Source organism: Virgibacillus sp. LDC1, assembly GCF_025792345.1.
Taxonomy (GTDB): Bacteria; Bacillota; Bacilli; order Paenibacillales; family Paenibacillaceae; genus Paenibacillus_AQ; species Paenibacillus_AQ lautus.
Genome location: NZ_JAOXLZ010000011.1, coordinates 20,645 through 40,348, shown reverse-complemented (window position 1 = coordinate 40,348; position 19,704 = coordinate 20,645). Strand labels below are relative to the sequence as shown.

The following is a 19,704-nucleotide window of genomic DNA, read 5'->3' as shown; positions in this document are numbered from 1 at the left end:
ATGTGTCAATATCCGGGCCTGGAGATGAAAGTGAAGGTATTCCGGTTGTACAGCGTCCCCTCAAGCTCGACAAAATAGGCGTCGACTGCAGTGATCAGACCCACGTCTATGTGACAACCCAGTTCATAGACTTGAACAGGGATGCCATGCTTCATATGGTATTGAAAATGGCTGTGGTGCGTTAACTTCTGTTCGAAAGCTTTCAATGCCGATTCACCTTCTTATGAGGGCATAACGCCGATAGGTTTTGTTCATATTGTACTCAGAAATGCGCAAAGAAGAAAGTATAAATCGTGAAAGGAATCAACCTGTGATGAAATGGATTGTCGGACTGGGCAACCCCGGTTCAAATTATGAGAAGACACGCCATAATGTTGGGTTCATGGCGCTGGATGCTCTGGCAGAGCGACACGGCATGAAGTTCAATCAGAATAAATGCAAATCGGTCATCGCCGAGGGAGTGATTGGCGGCACCAAAACCGTCCTGATCAAACCGATGACGTTCATGAATCTTTCGGGCGAGGCCGTACGTGCTTATATGGATTATTATAAAGTGAGTCTTGAGGACATGATTGTGGTCTATGATGATTTGGATACCGTCGTCGGTAAGATCCGCCTGCGATATCAGGGCAGTGCCGGAGGACATAATGGCATTAAATCCATTATTCAGCATACCGGGACTCAGAGCTTCAACCGCGTCCGTATGGGCATATCGAGGCCAGAGCCGGGTTATGCCATTGTGGATTATGTGCTCGGCACTTTTCCGAAGAAGGAACGCGAACAGCTGCAGAGCATGGTGGAGGAGACCTGTGACGCGCTGGAATTCAGTCTGGACCACACCTTTGAACAGACGATGGCGAAGTTTAACAAATCCTAGAAAAGCATCATAGGATGGAAGTATTCGAGAGATGATTCCAAAGGCATAAGAACCGGAAGATCGAAGTCTTAAACGAGGGAAATCCGGGCATACTGAAGGTATATACGACCTTCAGGAGGCATATGATGGCGATAACCTATGTTTGTAGACACTGTCGGGCGTTTCAGGGCCGCATCGACTCCAATCACGTATCCGAAGCCCGTCTTGGATTTGATTCCTTGACCCCTGAGGAACGCAAGGATATAATAGCCTATGATTTTGACGGAGAAGTGATGGTCCGGGTAACCTGCGATCATTGCAGAGAAGCTCTTGAAGCCCATCCGGAACTTAGCCTTTTGGCAAATCCCCTGCAATGAGAGTATAATGGGGTACACGACGTTTTTTGGTAGAAGACATACAGCGGCAGGCTCTGCCGCTGCTCTAGCCTTGGCAGTTTTGCTCAAGGCTTCTTTTCGGTTATAATTTTTTGGCAATCGTCTAAAATTCCATGAGAAATAGAGTCTAGGAAATTCATTTCTTTTGCATAAGAGAGGTGCCCCCTTTTGTTACAAGCACTTATTGATGTATTTTCGAAAGATTCGGACTTCAAATCCATAACGGCTGGCGTCCATGCCGGCATGAGGGAGCAATTGATCTCCGGTCTTTCCGGGTCGTCCAGGCAGATCTTAATGGCTGCATTGCACCAAGACCAGCAGCGCCCGCTGCTCGTTGTCACTCATAATATGTTTTCAGCTCAGAAAATTGCGGATGATTTACAGGAAGCGCTCTCATCGGATCAAGTATTGTTATACCCGGCGAATGAACTGGTAGCGGCCGAATCGGCCGTTTCAAGCCCCGAGACTCTGGCGCAGCGGATTGATGTACTCGTCCGTTGTGCGAGAGGCTTCCGGGGTATTGTCGTTGCGCCATTTTCCGGCGTGCGTCGCCTGCTTCCCGCTCCCGAAGTGATGTCCGATGCCCGAATTGTGCTCCATGACGGCGGGACACTCGTGCTGGATTCCTTCCTGAACCAGATGATCGAGATGGGATATGAACGGGTGGAGCGCGTCGAGAGCCGCGGTGAGATGAGTGTCCGCGGCGGTATTATCGATTTTTATCCGATGACAACGACCATGGCGTACCGCGTAGAACTGTTTGATGAGGATATCGACTCCATACGTACCTTCGATCCGGCGGATCAGCGCTCGATTGACAAGGTTCGGGAAGTCACCATTACACCATGCAAGGAAATTATCGCAGATTCGGAGCGGCTCAGCCGTACAGCAGATACCGTGGTCCGTCTGCTGGAGACCCAGCTAGAACGCATGAGTGATCGTCAGGCCAAGCTCCGTCTGCGGGATGAAATACACCGGGAAGTTGAGATGCTGCGCGAGCGGATATATTTCCCTGAAATCTATAAATATATCTCCCTGTTGTATCCGGAGAAGACCAATCTGTATGATTACATGCCAAAGGATACGATTCTGATTATGGATGAGCCTGCACGTCTGCTGGAAACAGCCAAGCAGCTGGAGCGGGATGAAGCGGAATGGAATTTGCATCTGATGCAGAATGGCAAATCGCTGCCGGATCTACCGTTGTCGCTGGATACGGAAGAACTGATCTATCAGCATCCCTATCAGAGTCTGTTGATCTCCATCTTCCTGCGTCAGGTGCCAAGAATGCAGCCGCAGAATATCGTCAATGTGATTACGCGCGGCATGCAGGACTTCCACGGTCAGATGAACGTGCTCAAGGCAGAGATGGAGCGCTGGAAGAAGTCGGGCGTTCAGGTCATGATGCTGGCAGGCGATGCAGAGCGGATGGATCGCATGCGGCGGGTACTGATGGACTATGGTATCGAAGAGCCGGTTATGTTCGAGGGGCATCTGCAGAATGGCTTCGAGATGCCTTCGGTTCATGCTGCCATTATTACAGAGAGCGAGATGTTCTCCTCGAAGCAGCGCAAAACACGCAAAACCACCAAGAATATGGACAACGCTGAGCGCATCAAGAGTTATACAGAGCTCAAGGTCGGCGACTATGTGGTGCATCAAAACCACGGTATCGGGAAATATATGGGGATCGGGACGCTCGAAATCAACGGAATCCATAAGGACTACATGCATATTTTGTATGCCGGGGGCGATAAGCTTTCCGTTCCGATTGAGCAGATCGATCTCATCCAGAAATATGTCGGTTCCGAAGATAAGGAGCCGAAGGTTTACAAGCTGGGCGGAAATGAATGGACGCGGGTTAAGAACAAGGTCCGTTCTTCCGTTCAGGATATCGCCGACGATTTGATCAAACTGTATGCCGAGCGTCAATCTGCGCCGGGGTACGGGTTTGAGAAAGATACGTCGGAGCAGCAGGAATTCGAGGACATGTTCCCATATGATGAAACACCCGATCAGCTTCGAGCCATTACCGAAATCAAAAAAGACATGGAGCAGAACCGGCCGATGGACCGGCTGCTGTGCGGTGATGTCGGTTATGGGAAAACGGAAGTGGCGGTTCGCGCTGCCTTTAAAGCAGCGATCGAAGGAAAGCAGGTTGCGGTACTGGTTCCGACGACGATTTTGGCCCAGCAGCATTACGAGACGTTCCGGGAGCGTTTTGCCAATTATCCGATCAACATTCAGGTGCTGAGCCGTTTCCGGAGCCGTAAGGAGCAGAATGAGACGATCAAGAAAGTAAAGCAGGGCTCCGTCGATATTCTGATCGGAACACATCGACTGCTGTCGCAGGATATTGTGTTCAAAGATCTGGGATTGCTGATCGTGGATGAGGAGCAGCGGTTTGGCGTTACGCACAAGGAGAAATTGAAGAAGCTGAAGACCAATGTCGACGTGCTGACGCTGACGGCAACGCCGATTCCGCGCACGCTGCATATGTCGATGCTCGGCGTTCGGGATTTGTCCGTGATCGAGACACCGCCGGAGAATCGCTTTCCAGTGCAGACCTATGTCGTAGAGCATAGCCAGACCCTGGTGCGGGAGGCGATCGAGCGAGAACTGGCCCGGGGCGGTCAAGTTTACTACCTCTACAATCGGGTTCAGGGCATTCAGGAGATGGCAGCCCAAATATCCATGCTGGTACCGGAGGCCCGAGTGGGTGTGGGACACGGTCAAATGTCGGAAACGGAACTGGAGAAGACCATTCTCGACTTCCTGGACGGCGAATATGACGTATTGGTTAGCACGAGCATTATTGAGACGGGTGTGGATATTCCGAATGTAAATACGCTCATCGTGCATGATGCGGACAAAATGGGTCTCTCCCAGCTGTATCAGCTGCGCGGACGCGTCGGACGTTCCAACCGGATCGCATATGCTTATTTCACGTACCAGCGCGATAAGGTGCTGACGGAGGTGGCCGAGAAGCGGCTGCAGTCCATTAAAGAATTTACAGAGCTGGGCTCCGGATTCAAGATTGCGATGCGAGACCTGTCGATTCGAGGAGCGGGCAACTTGCTCGGAGCGGAGCAGCATGGCTTTATTGCTTCCGTCGGGTTCGACCTGTATTCACAGATGCTGGCCGAGGAGATACAGAAACGAAAAGTCAGCATGCTGGGTGAGCCGCCATTGCCATCGAAGGACTGGAACACCTCCATCGATCTGGGGATTGACGCTTACTTGCCGTCTGATTACATTTATGACAGCATCCAGAAGATCGAAATTTATAAAAAGGTGGCTGTCGTATCGACTATCGACGAATCGGCTGAGCTTGAGGATGAGCTGCTTGACCGCTTTGGCGAGCTGCCGCTTGCGGTAAGTAACCTGCTTGCCGTCTCCCGCTTGAAGGTATATGGTCGTACGTACGGGATCGACTCCATTATCCAGCGCGGCGATGATGTGCTGCTGCAGTTTTATGAAGGGCAGGATAAGGCGGTTGATACAGCTGGACTTGCGCAAATTGGAAATAAGTTCGAAAGACGTGTACAATTTGAACAAGGGCCTGCTATGGCCATTCGAATCAAAGGCAAGGGACTTTCCGATCAACAACTGTTAGAATTGCTGGAGCAATTCCTGGAGGCCGCAAAAGGGCCATTCAACCTGAAGGGAGAACTACAAAATGCCGTCAAGAAATAACAAGGCATGGAAGACGTTTATTGTATCCATCACAGCTGTTCTATCCATGTCGATGATCGCTGCGTGCGGAAACGACAAGACTAAGGGAACCGAAGATGATAATAGCAAAGTGATCGTCAAATATAAGGGTGGAGAAATTACCGAGAAGGAATTTGATCTGGAACAGCGTATGATTCAGTTCATGTCCCCGGAATACGCCCAATTTTTACAAATGGATGAATTTAAAGAGTATTTGGCGAAACAGGGGGTAGCCTATGAATACCTGTACGCCAAAGCTGACGATAAAGCGAAGGAAGCTGCCGAGAAGCAAGCGGGTGATTTGTTAAAGCAGCAGAAGAGCGGGATGGGCGAGGAGCAGTTTAAGGCTGCTCTTGAATCGCAGAAATTGACGGAGGATGACCTCAAAAATTATATGCTTCGCGTCATGACCGTTATGGAACATGAGAAGAATCAGGTAACTGAAGAGGATATCAAGAAGGAATTCGAGGCGAATAAGAAGGATTACACCAACATCAGTGTTCGTCATGTCCTGATTGCTTTTCAAGATACGGAAGGCAAGGAAAGACCGGAAGGCGAGGCGCTCAAAATTGCCAAGGAAGTACAGTCCAAGCTGAACAAAGGCGAGGATTTTGCCGCAGTTGCGAAGGAATACTCCCAGGATCCGGGCACCAAGGGCAGTGGAGGCCTGTATGAGAACAAACCGGCAGGCAGTTGGGTACCGCAATTCAAGGAAAAAGCTCTGACGCTTGAGCTTAACAAGATCAGCGATCCGGTAGAAACCGATTACGGCTACCATGTCATGAAAGTGGAGAAGCGCGAGGAAGTGGCTTATGACAAGCTTCCAGCCGATCAAAAGGAAGGCATTCGAAATGAGCTTGCTTCGGCGAAGATCGACAACTTTATGCAGAATGAGCTCAACGACCTGATTGAGAGCATGAATCTTCCGAAGAGCGAGAATGCGGACAAGCCTGCCGAAGGCACGGGTGACCAGAAGACAGACGGCACCACCGACAAACCGGCGGAAGGTGATCAAACACCGGATGCAGGCAAGGAAGACACGGGTAAATAAGCCGTGGACAAGCGATCGGGCATGATATTTGTGATGCGCTGCGGGTAATGCCGGATATGATGGCCAGCGCATGGATGAAATGGTGGGCTCTTCGAATCCATAACGTGCGAAATCGCGCGTTATGGATTTTTTCTCCCCAGACATCAGTCCCTTTCGGATGATATTTATTTTTGGATTTCGCAACCAACAGAGGGTAGATGATGTATAAGGAATTGGGAATGGATGAATACTATGGTCAGACATTAACTCTTATATACCTGGGGACATCCTCTTCCCGAATGGAACAGTAGTTGAAAAATCTTCTTATGAAAGTGGGGCAACAAGTGACATGAAAGCTACTGGTATCGTCCGCCGTATTGATGACCTCGGGCGCGTGGTCATTCCAAAAGAAATTAGACGCACACTGCGGATTCGCGAAGGCGACCCGCTGGAAATTTTCGTTGACCGGGATGGAGAAGTCATTCTGAAGAAATATTCACCGATCGGTGAATTGGGTGATTTTGCGAAGGAATATGCAGAGTCCCTTTATGAGAGCACAGGTCACATCACGATCATATCGGACCGTGATACATTTATCGCCGTAGCAGGCGGCTCCAAGAAGGAATATTTGGACAAGCCGATCGGCAACCTTCTGGAAAACTGCATGGAAAACCGCAAGACGGTGCTGGAAAGCAACAGTGGTACGTATGAGATCAGCAAAGACAATCCGGAGGCTTTGTCCGCTTTTGTCGCTGCGCCTATCATTGCTGGAGGAGACCCGATTGGCAGTGTCGTACTGCTGAACAAGGACGAATCCGTGAACATGGGTGAGATGGAAGTGAAGATGTCTGAAACCGCCGCAGGCTTCCTCGGCAAGCAAATGGAACAGTAAGACGAGGACATGAATCCTTGGATGGAGACTCCCGCTGAACGTTGATCACAGGGTCAATCGGCAGCTGGGAGTTTTTGTTGTCCGGTTCCTTTTTTGTACCACTCTCCCGCCCTTGGTTATAATGGAGGTACACATGGCAGCATCAGCATCTGCATGATGGTTAGTCTGTGATACGGAACTAGGGGATTGGAAGAGGATATGAAACCAGATCAAACAGGGGCGAGGCTGCTGCAGGGAGCTTTTATCCTTAGTGCGGCCGCGCTTCTGTCCAAGCTGATTGGCACACTGCAAAAAATACCGCTGCAAAATATGGGTGGGGATGCCGTCTTTGGCATCTACAATACGGTTTATCCGTTCTATATGATGATCATTACGATAGCGGCGGTTGGCTTTCCCGCGGCGGTCTCCAAATATGTGGCTGAATACGAGGCCGAAGGGCGCACCGAAGACGGTCATCGCCTGCTCCGCCTGTCTTCCGCCGCATTGGTGCTGTTTGGTCTGATTCTCGGCTTCCTGGTGTACGTCTGCGCTCCGAGAATCGGGATGTGGATTGGAAGCAGTCAGGTTGTACCGGCCCTCCGCGCAGGTGCGTTGGCGCTGGCATTCGTGCCTTGGATGTCGGTGCTGCGCGGTTATTTTCAAGGGCTGCACAATATGGTGCCGACGGCCATCTCCCAGATTACGGAGCAGATTGTCCGTGTCGGGGTCATGATTGTGCTGCTGCTCTACATGATCCGTGCCGGTTCCGATCCCGACGTGATTGCCGCCGGGGCGCTGCTCGGATCTGCTGCCGGTGGTGCCGCCGGTCTGTTGGTGATGGGACTATACTGGCGCAAGCATATCCGGGCAACTCGGAGTAAAATTCAAGGAGAAGCTGATCACGGATTCGAAGCAGCGGGTATGAACGAAACGGGGCTGCGTGCCGATGTAACTAGAGAGGGAGCGGGTGTTATGCTAGGCCGCCTGCTTGCTTATGGAATTCCGGTCTGTCTTAGTCTGCTCGCTGTTCCGCTGATTGGACTGGTGGATACCTTCACGGTGCCCCGTTTATTGACATCCGGCGGACTGGGCGAAGCAATGGCCATGGCGGAGTTTGGGGTCTATAACCGCGGACTGCCGCTCGTCCAGTTGGTTACGATGCTGGCCACCTCGTTGTCGGTTCTGTTCATCCCTGCACTGGCGGAGGCCAAGTTCAAGGGGGAATCCAGCCGGGTTGCAGGCCAAACTCGTATGGCCCTCCGCTGGTTCTGGCTGATCGGAATGACGGCCTCCGTAGGCTTGGCGGTGCTGGCTGAGCCGATTAACATCATGCTGTACGAAGACGCCGCAGGGACGGCGACGATGCAGGTGATTGCTTTTACAGCTGCCGGGGGTACACTGAGCACGATAACGGCTGCACTGCTTCAGGGGATAGGCATTGTCAAAGCCCCGGCGGTTCATCTGCTGGCTGCGGCTGGGCTCAAGCTGCTGCTCAACCTGCTGCTGGTGCCGCAGTTTGGTATTACCGGCGCAGCCATCGCCGGCGTGGCTGCGCATCTGACCGCCGCCGCGCTCAATCTCGCGCTGCTCTCGCGAAGCGCCGGCGCCCGCCTTGACGCCGGCGGCATGCTTGCGAGGACGCTGCCGGTCCTCGCAGCGGTGGCGCTGGCCGCCTGGGGTGCAGGTGAGGCCTCCTGCGGCATCCTGACGGCGGCCGGTTTCGCCTCAGGCCGCCTCACCCACGCGGCTGCGAGCCTGAGCGGCGTCGCGGCCGGCTGCGGCGCCTTCCTTATCGGCGCCGCCCTCATGAAGCTCCTCACCGAAGAGGAGCTTCGGATGCTGCCGAAGGTCGGAAGACCGCTGGCGGCCTTCTTGCGGGCCCTGCATGTGCTGCGCTGAACCGGGCCGAATTGTGAGATGTTTGATCTTCTGTGATATAGTAGTGTACGATAATGACGTCGACAAGGCGGACGAAGACGAAAGGAAGTAGCGTATGAGTGCATCCATTACGGTGGTCGGCTTGGGTTCTGGCAATCCGGATCGATTGACGATAGGTATCATAAAAACCATGCAGCGGGCATCGAAGGTGTATGTGCGTACATTATCTCATCCCGTCATCACTGCGTTGAATGAGTTCCAGATTCACCCGGAATCGTTTGACCATGTGTATGAGGCGCATGACACCTTTCCCGAGGTGTACGAATCCATTGCATCCGCGCTAATCAACTTGGCCAAAGCTGCCGAGGAGGATCGCGAGCTCGTTTATGCGGTGCCTGGGCATCCGATGGTAGCGGAGGCAACCGTTCGGTTATTACGGGAGCGCTGCCCGGGAGAGAATGTGACGCTTACGGTGCTCGGCGGTGAGAGCTTTCTGGACGAGGCCTTCGTTCGCCTTGGTTTCGATCCCATTGAGGGCTTCCAGCTTCTCGATGCGGCTGAGCTTCGGGCAAGCGCCATCCAGCCGCAGCTGCATACCCTGATCGGCCAGGTGTATGACATGTTTACCGCTTCGGAAGTTAAACTGGCGCTGATGGAACTGTATCCGGACGATTATCCGGTCATCGTCGGCCATGCGCTGGGCGTTGAGGGCGAGGAAGTGATCCAGCGCGTGCCGCTCTACGAGCTCGATCGCATCGACGGATATGGGAATCTGTCGCTGGTCTACGTACCTCGAAGCGAAGACAGCATGCTTCGGCAGCGAACGTTTGCCAGACTCCATGAGATCGTTGGCATTCTGCGCAGCCCTGAGGGCTGTCCATGGGACCGTGAGCAGACCCATGAATCCATCCGCAAAAATTTGATCGAAGAAACCTACGAGGTATTAGAGACGATTGATGATGATCCTGAGCATATGCAGGAGGAACTTGGGGATCTGCTGCTGCAGATTATGCTGCATTCTCAGATGGAAGAGGAGCTCGGTACCTTTACGGTGTATGATGTCATTCAAGCGCTGAATGACAAGCTGATCTTCCGTCACCCGCATGTCTTTGGTGAGGGCAGCGCCAAAGACGCAGAATCTGCCCTGCAGAACTGGGAGCAGATGAAAGCGGAAGAGAAGCGCCGCAAGGGGCTCTCACCAGAGAAGGCCTCGGCACTGGATGGCATCCCGCGGGATCTTCCCGCATTGATGAAGGCGTACAAGCTCCAGAAGAAGGCATCCAAGGTTGGTTTCGATTGGGATAACATCGAAGGCGTGTTCCAGAAGATTGAAGAGGAACTCGGTGAACTGAGGCAGGCGGTGACCGAGGGTCAGTCTGATGAGGATACGGCACTCGAGCTCGGTGATCTGTTGTTCGCGGTCTCCAATGCGGCAAGATTTATCGGAGCGGACCCGGAAGAGGCCCTTTCGAGAACGAACCGGAAGTTTGTCAGTCGCTTCAGCTACATAGAGGAGCAGCTTGCCGCCCAGGGGAAAACCTTGCAGGAAAGTACCCTGGACGAGATGGAAGCCCTATGGCAAGCAGCTAAATCGGGATCGGCACAATACGGCAGTATCGATGAGTGAAAAAGGCATTTTTTCACGTAAAAAATAAAAAAATAGGGATTTGCGGCAGGAATTCCGCAAGGCATCCAGAATAATCATTAATGGTGAAATCTTGCAGATTGCAAGGCGGTTTAACCGAATAACCGTAAAATCTTATATTTTTCTGATAATTGGGAGGATTTAATTCATGAACAAAACAGATCTGATCAACAACATTTCCGGTAAAAGTGGATTGACAAAAAAAGACGTAGAGAACGTCTTGAACGGCTTCCTTGGTGAAATTACTGAAGCTTTGGCTAATGGCGATAAAGTTCAATTGATCGGCTTTGGTACTTTCGAAACTCGTAAGCGCGCTGGACGTACTGGCCGCAACCCGCAAACAGGCAACACGATCGAAATTCCAGAATCCAACGTTCCTGCGTTCAAGGCAGGCAACAAGCTTAAAGAAGCCGTAAAATAATGCGCGTCGATAAATTCCTGAAAGTATCGAGGTTAATCAAGCGGCGTACCGTAGCGAAAGATGTATCGGATCAAGGCCGGGTGCTGATCAATGGCCGCGAGGCCAAGCCGAGCAGCACGGTTAAATTGGGCGATGAGATCACCGTCCAATTTGGCCAGAAGCTGGTGACCGTCCGGGTCGAGCGTCTTACCGAGACAACCCGTAAAGATGAGGCAACCAGCCTCTATACCTTGGTCAAGGAAGAACCGATCGTTAAAGATCGCGGATTGGACTGGTAAGCAGCCCGAGCCGTTCCATCAAACGTCCCTCTCACCCTATGGTGCGGGGGGCGTTTTTATGTTTATCTTGGATGTATAAACAAGTGGAGTTCCTGCTCTCTTTCATTCACCTGGCAATCCTCGCAGCGTCACGATCATTCCTGAAGCGGTTGTTCTTCTTCCGGTTCTAAAGACAGGCACCTTCCCATAAGCTATTGTTAAAAGGAGGGGTACATGCCATGATCGACCAAGGGAAGGGTAAGTTTCATGACCTGCGGATGCAGAACCGGAAGCTGCTGGACATTACGGGTGTCCAAAATGTGGAGAGCTTTGACAGTGAAGAATTTCTGCTTCAAACCGAGCTTGGGCATCTCACCATTCGGGGGCAAAATTTACATATTAAAAATCTCAGCCTGGAAGAGGGGCTTTTGTCGATTGAAGGTCAGGTGCATTCACTGATTTACTTGAATCCCGGTTCGCAGACCAAGAACAAGAGTCTGCTGGGTAAGCTGTTTAAATGAACCCCAGCGTACAATGGATCACGCTGCTCTGGATGCTCTTCTCCGGAGCAGCGATGGGAGTCGCCTTCGACAGCTACCGGGTGCTGGCAGGGCAGCTCCGCTTCCCGCAATGGTCCAAGCATACCCTGGACTTCCTTTACTGGATTGCGGCAGCCTTCTTCATTTTTCGCATGTTGTATGTGACCAATGACGGTCAACTGCGTTTTTATGTGTTTGTGGGCCTGTTTATAGGGGTTTGGATCTATTTTTTATTATGGAGTGTCATAACCCAACGTTTTGTGGTAATGTTAATTCAAGTGACAAAAGGCTTACTGTCCTTTTTGTACAAGCTGTTCCGTATGTTATTGTGGAATCCGATCAAAGGAATCCTGATGCTCATCTTGGGATTGTTAAGGTTTCTATGGAAGTTTCTCCTGTCGCTGTTGCGTTTAGTTCTTAAATGCCTCATGCCTTTTTGGCGACTTTTGAAATGGATGCTGAGACCGATCACATCCAGAGTCAGGCTGCCGGCATGGTGCAAGCAATTCGCGGACAAGGTTATTAAGGCGTGGAAGCGCTGGTTTTAGGAGGTATGGTCATGGGAAGATTTGCTGATCCATCGAAGCAGGCTCCCCAACAAACCAAGACAAAGAACAAAGGCGCACGCCGACGTAAAAGAATGTTTGTGGCGATGATGGCGCTGTTTTTGATCTGGGCAGGTTCAACGCTCTGGTCCCAGAATGACCGCATCCGTAATCAAAACGAAGCGCTAGCTCAAAAGCAAGAGGATTATAAGTCCGTTGAACAGTCGCTAATCCAGATTACTCATGAAGTGGAGCGATTGAAGGACCCTGAATATATCGGGCAGATTGCCCGCAAGAAGTTTGGACTGTATCTGCCAAATGAGACGCCGATCATTCAGCCCCAAAATTCGGGCGAAGAGCCGTAATTAGGCAGGACACACGTCTGTTGACCTTGTTTAGGTCATTATCGTATAATCAAATCACCGCAGCGCGATTTCTAAATCGGACTGTATATTTTTAAGGGAGGATCATTTTATTCTATGGCAATTGAAGTGGGCACCAAGTTAGAGGGCAAGGTGACAGGCATAACGCATTTTGGAGCATTTGTGGATCTGTCAGGAGGTGTCACGGGTCTCGTTCACATCTCGGAGATCGCCGACAATTACGTTAAGGATGTCAACGATCATTTGAAGATCAACGATGTCGTTACCGTGAAGGTGATTAATGTCGACAAGGACGGCAAGATCGGTCTTTCGATCAAGCAGGCTGTCGACAAGCCGGCTTCCGAAAGTCGTCCACCCCGCGCACCGAGACCGGAACGCAGTGGAGGCGGCGGCGGAGAACGATTCGGAGGTGGCGGTGGTGGAGGATTCAACCGTGAACGCGGCGGACGCCCGTTTAAGCCTGCGGCCAACAAGCCTTCATTTGAGGATAAAATGTCACGCTTCCTGAAAGACAGTGAAGAACGAATCTCTTCGCTTAAGAAGAATACGGAAGGCAAACGCGGTGGACGCGGAGCCAAACGTATGTAATTCGATAAAATATAAACTGACCGCAGAGGGAAATCGCCTTCTGCGGTTTTTTTGTCGTTGCATCCAAGGGTACGACAGGTTCCTACGCAATTTACGGCGATACCGTGTGGAATGAGCGCAGGATGTCCGCCTCAATTCGGGAAATGATCCACAAGAATACTATAGGCTTGACTCGTGTAAATACCGCTGGGCGCGGGGGATGAGCGCTCTTTTCCCGAACGTTCGCAAGGCACGTTGATTTTGTCGGAAATTTCTTTGGGGCTTGTCCGGTGTTCTGACAAACTTTCCTGAACAGGGGTTTTATAATGGGACCAACAAATTCGTGAGAATGGGGTGCCAGCGTAATGGATAAAAGAAATCTGGTGATGTTTCCGGGTACTGAGGCAGTTAAAGGGGGAGCGGGTTCCATTCGTGCCCGTGTAACAGAACGATTAGGGCAGCTGCCTTTTCTTCAGCGTCCCATCCACTTCCTGGCCGCTAAGAAGTGGATGATCTTGCTAACCTTCATGGGTTTTCTGCTCGGACGAGCTATGATCCTGGGAGAGCTGTCTCCATTTGCCGTAGCTTATTTTGCAGTCATTGCCTTTATGCGTCGCGATTATTTGCTGCCGGTAGGCGCAGCGATCGTTGCAGGAAGTTTATTTGCGTCCTTTCCGGTAGCATGGATGGTACCGGCAGAAATCTTGATCTTTTACTTTATGATGCGGGGATTGGAGACGTATGATCGGGCAGAATTGTCATATGCGCCGCTGATGGTATTTGTCTCCACCTTCTTCGTGAATCTGTTCAGTGTTCTCATCGGACCGAGCATTACCTGGTATTCCATGATGATGCTCACCCTGAACGCGGTGCTCAGCTTTGTCCTGACCTTGGTCTTTATCCAGGCGATTCCGGTGCTGACGCTTCGTAAAAAAACGCATGTTCTTCGAAATGAAGAAATTCTATGTATCATCATTTTGCTGGCGTCGGTCATGACAGGTGCCGTTGGCTGGACGATCCAATCCCTGTCGGTAGAGCATGTCTTATCCCGTTACTTAATTCTGCTGTTTGCTCTGGTCGGGGGAGCTCCGCTAGGCGCCTCGGTTGGCGTGGTGACAGGCCTCATCCTCAGTCTTGCCAACATTTCGGCCTTCTCCCAGATGAGTCTACTCGCCTTTTCCGGGATGCTCGCCGGTATGCTGAAAGAAGGGAAGAAAGGCGGTGTTTCACTGGGCATGCTGCTGGGGGCAACCATTCTCTCCATCTATTTCAGCAATCCTGGAGAAGTGATGATCTCCACTTGGGAAACCTGCGCGGCTATTGTGCTGTTCCTCATCACACCCAAGAGCGTAATGCAGGCTATAGGCAAATATGTGCCGGGCACGCAGGATCATACCCGTTCCCAGCATGAATACGCTAAGCGGGTTCGGGATCTTACAGCGGATCGTGTTACCCAATTCTCCAAGGTATTCCGTCAGCTCTCGCAAAGTTTCGGACAAACGTCAGGGGTCATACAGCCTCCAGGCAAACAGGCGGAGGAGATGAATCATTTCATGAATGCCGTGGCCGAAGGAAGCTGTGCCACATGCTATAAACGGAATCAGTGCTGGGACATGAAGTTTTACCAGACTTATAAATATATGACCGATATGATGACCTCCATCGAGGAGAATCCTGAGATGGATGCAGACGATCTGCCGCCGGAATGGAGCCGGATCTGTGCCAAGAAGGAGGAGGTGCTCGGCATCCTGAAGCAGCAGTATCATCTCTACCAACATGATATGCAGTGGAAACGCCAAATATACGATAGCCGCCATCTGGTAGCGGAACAATTATCCGGGGTTTCGCAGGTTATGGAAGACTTGGCCCGAGAGATTAAGCGGGAAAGCCAGACGATGCACATTCAAGAAGAACAGATTCGGGAAGCGCTTCAGCAGCTCGGCTTATCGATTCAAGGCATCGATATCATCAGCCTGGACTCCGGGCAGGTCGAGATTGAGATTGTTCATGCGTATACCCGGGGTTATGACGAATGCAGGAAGATTATTGGACCACTGCTGTCCGACATTCTCGGGGAGCATATCGCGGTCATGGAAGAGACCCTGACCCATCCGAGGGATGGATTGGCCACCGTACGTTTCGGTTCAGCGAAAACATATGAAATTATGACGGGTGTAGCCGCAGCGGCTAAGGGAGGGGATATTTTATCAGGCGACAGCTTCAGTACGGTTGAGCTGGGCAACGGGACGTTTGCGGTAGCGCTTAGTGATGGCATGGGCAATGGGGAAAGGGCTCGGCTTGAGAGCAGCTCGGCTCTGAATATATTAGAACAGCTGCTTCAATCCGGGATGGATGAGAAGCTGGCGATTAAATCGGTCAACTCGATTCTGATGCTGCGCTCGCCGGATGAAATCTACGCCACGGTCGATATGGCCCTAATTGATCAATATACGGCTCAGACCACCTTTATGAAGATCGGTTCGACGCCGAGCTTTATCAAACGGGGCAATGATGTCATACCGGTCTCGGCCAGCAATCTTCCGATTGGGATTATTCAGGATATCGAAGTGGACCTGGTGTCATTACAGCTGCAGGCCGGTGATGTTCTCATCATGATGACGGATGGCATATATGATGCGCCGGGTTATGCGGTAAACAAGGAGCTATGGATGAAACGAATGATTCAGGAAGTGAACAGTGAGGATCCGCAGGAAATTGCCGACTGTTTGCTGGAAAAGGTGATTCGCTATCAACAGAATCAAATTCATGATGATATGACGGTGGTGGTCGGGCGAGTGGATCACTTCCATCCGGAATGGTCGAATGTGCATGTACCAGGCTTCGCCCGAATGGAGCGGCCGCGAACGGTTAGTTGATGCGTTAGATAAACCAAGCGATTACCCGGGAAATGGAGGACCCCGGAAATGGTAAATCTTTTCCGTCAATTCTTCCTATTTATCGTTTGAACTCTCTTGAATGTGGAAATGATAGAGATAGAAGTCAAATCGATAGAAATGGATGAGACGGAGGCGATCATTTATTATGAAGCAAATTCTACTGATAACGGACGGCTGCTCGAATGTTGGGGCCAGTCCGGTTATGGCCGCAGCCCATGCGCTCCAGGATGGTATTGTTGTGAATGTGGTGGGGGTCCTTGATTACGGGACGATCGGTGAACTTGGGGGATTGGAAATTCAGGAGATAGCCAAAGCGGGAGGAGGCATACACCGGATCGTAGGCACACCGCAGCTTGCGCAGACGATACAGATGATGACTCGGAAAACGGTGGTTCAGACGATCCAACAAGCGGTAAATAAGGAGATACAGCATATTTTGGGGGGCGGGTCGCTGGAGGAGCTTCCGCCGGACAAGCGTTCGCAGGTCGTTGAAGTTGTGGATGAGCTCGCTGAGACGTCATCCCTGCAGGTCGCCCTGTTAATCGATGCAAGTGCAAGCATGAAACCCAAGCTGGCTGCGGTTGAGGAAGCGATACGCGATTTGATGCTGAGTTTGAAAGCGCGCGCAGGCTCAAGCGAACTGTCGGTATTCCATTTTCCTGGCAAACACAGCGGCGAGGACATCGTGATGGACGTGAATTGGACCTCAGATCTTGACGGCGCCCGGGGAATGTTCAGCCGCCTGCAGATGAGAGGGGCAACGCCGACTGGACCTGCTTTGTTAAAGGTGATTGAATTTTACCGATATGGTACACTAGAGGGTAATCAATCATGGCAGGGTCATTCCAGCCAAGAGGAAGGGATGCTCGGTGACTACGTTGTCTAACCCGGGTTATCCGCCAGGAACCGTAATTAAAGGCAAGTGGCGGAACAGCCGGTACATCGTGGAACGTATGCTCGGCAAAGGGGCTAACGGCAAGGTGTATCTGGTCCACCGGGCAGGAGTACGCGAGCGTTATGCTTTAAAAGTTGGGTATGACGCTCTGGATCTTCAATCCGAAATTAATGTGCTGAATGCGTTGAAAGAACAGATGCCGGACCCTTATCTCGTGGAGGCGGACGATCATCATGACGGCAGCGGCGAAGTATCCTTTTATGTCATGCGTTACATTGAAGGGAGTCCGCTGCATCATTTTATTCGCAAACGCGGTGCCGACTGGATCGGATTGCTCGGACTGAAGCTGCTCGAGAAGCTGACCGTTCTGCATGCATCCGGTTATGCATTCGGTGATTTGAAGCCCGATAATGTGATGGTCTCGGCATACGGAAGAGTGGAACTGATCGATTATGGAGGCGTCAGTCCTTTCGGACGCAGCGTAAAGCAGTTTACGGAATGGTATGATCGGGGATACTGGAATGCCGGGAGCCGGACTGGCGACGTAGCCTATGATTTGTTCTCGTTTGCCGTGATGTGTATCGGCCTGCTGGATGAGAAATCATTACGGGAGGCGTCTTGTCAGCTTCCCCAGACCCGCAGTGTTGCAGATCTGCAGCTGGTACTGCGAAGAAACCTCATCTTCAAGCCATACGCTGTTTGGCTGAACAAGGCTTTATCGGGAGATTTCGCGGATTCACGGGAAGCGTTGAACGAGTGGAGAAAACGAATATATGAAGGTTCGGGCCGGAACGTGCGTCCTCATCCGGGACGAACTCCGCGGTGGCTGAAGAACGCGTTCGGTTTGTCGTTAGTCATCATGGCCCTTACTGTTTATTTTTTCTTCCGCTCATGAAGTTGTTACCTTGTTACTGGGAGTTCATAAAGGTGCGAGTTCAAAAAGGTCGGTTTTCAGCACCGAAGCTTATGCTTCCGATGTGCGTTTTTTCAAACGCGGATGAAGCTAGGGACGTCAGGAGAGGAGCTACACGTTTTCGCAGAAAACACCGTCGAAAGCACCTGCTGTTTTGGGTACGTGAGCACCTAAGATGTTTCCGCAGGAAACATGACTTCGTAAGCATCCGCTTAGGCCCGGCTGAATTCAGGATTCGATGCCGAGTGGCTTCCTGATTCACTTCGTGTTAGATATAGAATTTATGAGTTATCAGTGGAACTGATGGAATTCTATATCGCAAGAAAACCTACCTATGCATCGCGGTCGCTCATCCTTGAAGTGGCCTCGATAGAGGTTTTCTTATCAAAAGCGGGCTTTTTGAACAACCTCTAAAGGGGACCTGGAAGTGAAACAGGATTATTTACGAACATTCGTCAACCATGTCGAGCGTACAGCCGCAGAGTTTGATCTGTGGTCAGAAGGTGATAGCATCGTGGTCGCCATTTCCGGCGGGCCTGATTCCGTTGCGCTCCTGCACGTGCTTCATGAAATTTCTTTGTACCGGACGCCGCTCCGATTGATCTGTGCCCATGTACATCATGGGTTCCGGAAAGAATCGGACCAAGAGGCGGAGATGGTGCGCGAACTGGCGGAACGGCTCGGACTTCCATTAGAAACGGCGTTCATCGATATTCCCGCTTATATGGAAGAGAGCGGCAAGGGTGGGCAGGAGGCTGCAAGAGAGAAGCGTTATGAATTTCTGCTGCAAACGGCCCATAAATACAATGCGCGCGCCGTGGCCCTGGCTCATCATGCTGACGATCAAGCCGAGACGGTGCTCATGAGGCTTCTGCGCGGGAGCGGCTTGTCCGGACTTGCCGGAATAAAATTTAAGCGCACGGAAAAAAAAGTGGAACTTATCCGCCCGTTCCTTCGTATGTACAAGGCGGATATCGTGGAGCTGTGCCGCGCATGCGGATTTCAGTATGTCGTGGATAACAGCAATCTGCAGACGAAGTACCGCCGCAATGCGATTCGCCTGGAAGTATTGCCTTTTCTGGAACGATACAATGGGCAGTTCTCCTCCTCACTCAATCAGTTGGCCGAAATTGTCCAGCAGGAGGATGATTTTGTGGAGCTTGAAGCTGCGAAGCAATTTCGGAGTATGGTACAGGAGAACGATGGGAGGCTCGCTTTCGACGCGCCTTCCTTTTTGGGCTTACATGTCGCTTTACAACGGCGTTTGATTAAACTAATATTAAATTACCTGCCCTCAGACCAGGAAAACACCGATTTTGTCAAGATTGAAACGGTGCGCCATGGCATTCTTAACGATCAGCGCAGTAACTGGCGTCTGGATCTGGGTGACGGCATTACCTGTGTTCGTGAGTACGGAGTGATCCAGTTTTGGCCTAAGCCTCCGGAAGAACAGGGACAGTACATATACATTCTTGATTCTCCTGATGTTGTGCAGCAGTATGTTAAGGAAATCGGAAAAATGCTGAAATTGTCGTTAATGACAGGAAGCGAAAGCCGGAGCGGCTCCAAACCATCGGCCTTTGTGGCGGATTTTGATGCGGATGAGCTGAGGTTTCCTTTAACCGTGCGCAACAGACAGCCGGGGGACAAGATGAAGATCATGGGATTAAACGGAAGCAAAAAGGTGAAAGATATTCTCATTGATGAGAAAATCCCACCGTCTGTCCGTGCCCGGATTCCTATTCTTTGTGACGGTTCCGGCAGCATCGTGTGGATTCCAGGTGTACGACGTTCCGTTCACGCCGCTTGCGGGCGGCACACATCACGAGTTCTCCGGATGGAGCTATCGGATGCTTAAGGCAAGTGTAAAACGAAGAATGGCCCGTTTCACGCTTTCA

At 51.4% G+C, this 19,704-nt stretch carries 18 protein-coding genes; 17 read left to right on the top strand and 1 reads right to left on the bottom strand.

Going from position 1 to position 19,704, the window contains the following annotated elements; genetic code table 11:
• Positions 1–5 precede the first annotated feature (5 nt).
• Positions 6–206: a hypothetical protein gene (locus tag OHJ21_RS32720; protein WP_071221084.1), complete on the bottom strand. Its 201-nt coding sequence runs from the start codon at positions 204–206 to the stop codon at positions 6–8.
• A 107-nt stretch (positions 207–313) separates the two neighbouring features.
• Between OHJ21_RS32720 and pth the strand changes: the two genes are divergently transcribed.
• From pth to tilS, 17 genes are all read left to right on the top strand, one after another.
• Positions 314–877, top strand: coding sequence for an aminoacyl-tRNA hydrolase (pth, locus tag OHJ21_RS32715; RefSeq protein WP_100541650.1), 564 nt, complete (start codon positions 314–316; stop codon positions 875–877).
• Positions 878–1,002: 125 nt separating this feature from the next.
• Positions 1,003–1,233 carry an anti-sigma-F factor Fin family protein gene (locus tag OHJ21_RS32710; RefSeq protein WP_100541649.1) on the top strand — a complete coding sequence of 77 codons (231 nt, stop codon included), beginning with the start codon at positions 1,003–1,005 and terminating at the stop codon, positions 1,231–1,233.
• 186 nt (positions 1,234–1,419) lie between these two features.
• On the top strand, positions 1,420–4,947 hold the full coding sequence (mfd, locus tag OHJ21_RS32705) for a transcription-repair coupling factor (protein ID WP_326119042.1): 3,528 nt from the start codon (positions 1,420–1,422) through the stop codon (positions 4,945–4,947).
• The gene (locus OHJ21_RS32700) at positions 4,931–6,016 is read left to right on the top strand and encodes a peptidylprolyl isomerase (protein WP_100541647.1); all 1,086 of its coding nucleotides are present in this window, start codon (positions 4,931–4,933) and stop codon (positions 6,014–6,016) included. The genes mfd and OHJ21_RS32700 overlap by 17 nt, the downstream gene beginning before the upstream one ends.
• Before the next feature lie 328 nt (positions 6,017–6,344).
• Positions 6,345–6,887 (top strand): stage V sporulation protein T, encoded by a 543-nt coding sequence (spoVT, locus tag OHJ21_RS32695; RefSeq protein ID WP_100541646.1) that lies wholly within the window; start codon positions 6,345–6,347, stop codon positions 6,885–6,887.
• Between the two features lie 198 nt (positions 6,888–7,085).
• A complete protein-coding gene (locus tag OHJ21_RS32690; protein WP_486022383.1) occupies positions 7,086–8,765 on the top strand; it encodes a putative polysaccharide biosynthesis protein in 1,680 nt (559 codons plus the stop codon).
• A 94-nt stretch (positions 8,766–8,859) separates the two neighbouring features.
• Positions 8,860–10,371 carry a bifunctional methyltransferase/pyrophosphohydrolase YabN gene (gene yabN, locus OHJ21_RS32685; RefSeq protein ID WP_486022382.1) on the top strand — a complete coding sequence of 504 codons (1,512 nt, stop codon included), beginning with the start codon at positions 8,860–8,862 and terminating at the stop codon, positions 10,369–10,371.
• A gap of 166 nt (positions 10,372–10,537) precedes the next feature.
• Positions 10,538–10,810, top strand: a complete 273-nt coding sequence (locus tag OHJ21_RS32680) for an HU family DNA-binding protein (RefSeq protein ID WP_009591918.1) — start codon at positions 10,538–10,540, stop codon at positions 10,808–10,810.
• On the top strand, positions 10,810–11,088 hold the full coding sequence (locus OHJ21_RS32675) for an RNA-binding S4 domain-containing protein (protein WP_076326537.1): 279 nt from the start codon (positions 10,810–10,812) through the stop codon (positions 11,086–11,088). Before OHJ21_RS32680 ends, OHJ21_RS32675 begins: the two co-directional genes overlap by 1 nt.
• Before the next feature lie 218 nt (positions 11,089–11,306).
• Entirely contained in the window at positions 11,307–11,588 is a 282-nt protein-coding gene (gene yabP / locus OHJ21_RS32670; RefSeq protein ID WP_009591926.1) for a sporulation protein YabP, read from the top strand.
• Positions 11,585–12,154 carry a spore cortex biosynthesis protein YabQ gene (yabQ, locus tag OHJ21_RS32665; RefSeq protein ID WP_100541643.1) on the top strand — a complete coding sequence of 190 codons (570 nt, stop codon included), beginning with the start codon at positions 11,585–11,587 and terminating at the stop codon, positions 12,152–12,154. The genes yabP and yabQ overlap by 4 nt, the downstream gene beginning before the upstream one ends.
• Before the next feature lie 11 nt (positions 12,155–12,165).
• Positions 12,166–12,516 carry an FtsB family cell division protein gene (locus OHJ21_RS32660; RefSeq protein WP_098741227.1) on the top strand — a complete coding sequence of 117 codons (351 nt, stop codon included), beginning with the start codon at positions 12,166–12,168 and terminating at the stop codon, positions 12,514–12,516.
• Between the two features lie 114 nt (positions 12,517–12,630).
• Positions 12,631–13,122, top strand: coding sequence for a S1 domain-containing RNA-binding protein (locus tag OHJ21_RS32655; protein ID WP_006207435.1), 492 nt, complete (start codon positions 12,631–12,633; stop codon positions 13,120–13,122).
• A 344-nt stretch (positions 13,123–13,466) separates the two neighbouring features.
• Positions 13,467–15,977: a stage II sporulation protein E gene (gene spoIIE / locus OHJ21_RS32650; protein WP_100541642.1), complete on the top strand. Its 2,511-nt coding sequence runs from the start codon at positions 13,467–13,469 to the stop codon at positions 15,975–15,977.
• 166 nt (positions 15,978–16,143) lie between these two features.
• On the top strand, positions 16,144–16,884 hold the full coding sequence (locus tag OHJ21_RS32645) for a vWA domain-containing protein (RefSeq protein WP_100541641.1): 741 nt from the start codon (positions 16,144–16,146) through the stop codon (positions 16,882–16,884).
• Positions 16,868–17,788 carry a protein kinase domain-containing protein gene (locus OHJ21_RS32640; RefSeq protein ID WP_100541640.1) on the top strand — a complete coding sequence of 307 codons (921 nt, stop codon included), beginning with the start codon at positions 16,868–16,870 and terminating at the stop codon, positions 17,786–17,788. The genes OHJ21_RS32645 and OHJ21_RS32640 overlap by 17 nt, the downstream gene beginning before the upstream one ends.
• Before the next feature lie 445 nt (positions 17,789–18,233).
• Complete coding sequence (tilS, locus tag OHJ21_RS32635) at positions 18,234–19,664, top strand: tRNA lysidine(34) synthetase TilS (protein ID WP_326120438.1); 1,431 nt, start codon at positions 18,234–18,236, stop codon at positions 19,662–19,664.
• The last annotated feature ends 40 nt before the right edge of the window (positions 19,665–19,704 follow it).